This is a genomic window from Dactylosporangium aurantiacum (assembly GCF_000716715.1).
GTDB classification, from domain to species: Bacteria; Actinomycetota; Actinomycetes; order Mycobacteriales; family Micromonosporaceae; genus Dactylosporangium; species Dactylosporangium aurantiacum.
In genome coordinates, this window is the sequence record NZ_JNYJ01000180.1 from 1 (window position 1) to 301 (window position 301).

A 301-nucleotide genomic window follows, 5' to 3' on the forward strand; every position below is an offset into this window, starting at 1 on the left:
GCTTCATGATGTGCCCTCCGGGCCTCTACTCGGCAACGTCCTGTGTGATGCCAACAGCGTCGGGCACCGGCACCCTCGCGCCGCAGAGGACAATCACCCGCGTCGAAGGGGCGGGGGTCCCGCGGCCGTCGGGACCTTCGGCCCGGGTCGCCGCGGCCGCGCGTCGGGTACAAAGGACCTCATGATTCGGGTGTATCTGCTCGACGACCACGAGGTCGTCCGCTTCGGCCTGCGCGAGATGCTGGAGCGCGAGGGCGACATCGAGGTCGTCGGCGAGTCCGGCTCCGCCGTCGACGCCACC

Annotated in this window: 1 pseudogene; it reads left to right on the forward strand. The window is 70.4% G+C overall.

Annotated features, from left to right (window positions below):
• Positions 1-181: 181 nt before the first annotated feature.
• Positions 182-301, forward strand: a pseudogene (locus OP18_RS56695) (DNA-binding response regulator); the annotation flags it as partial.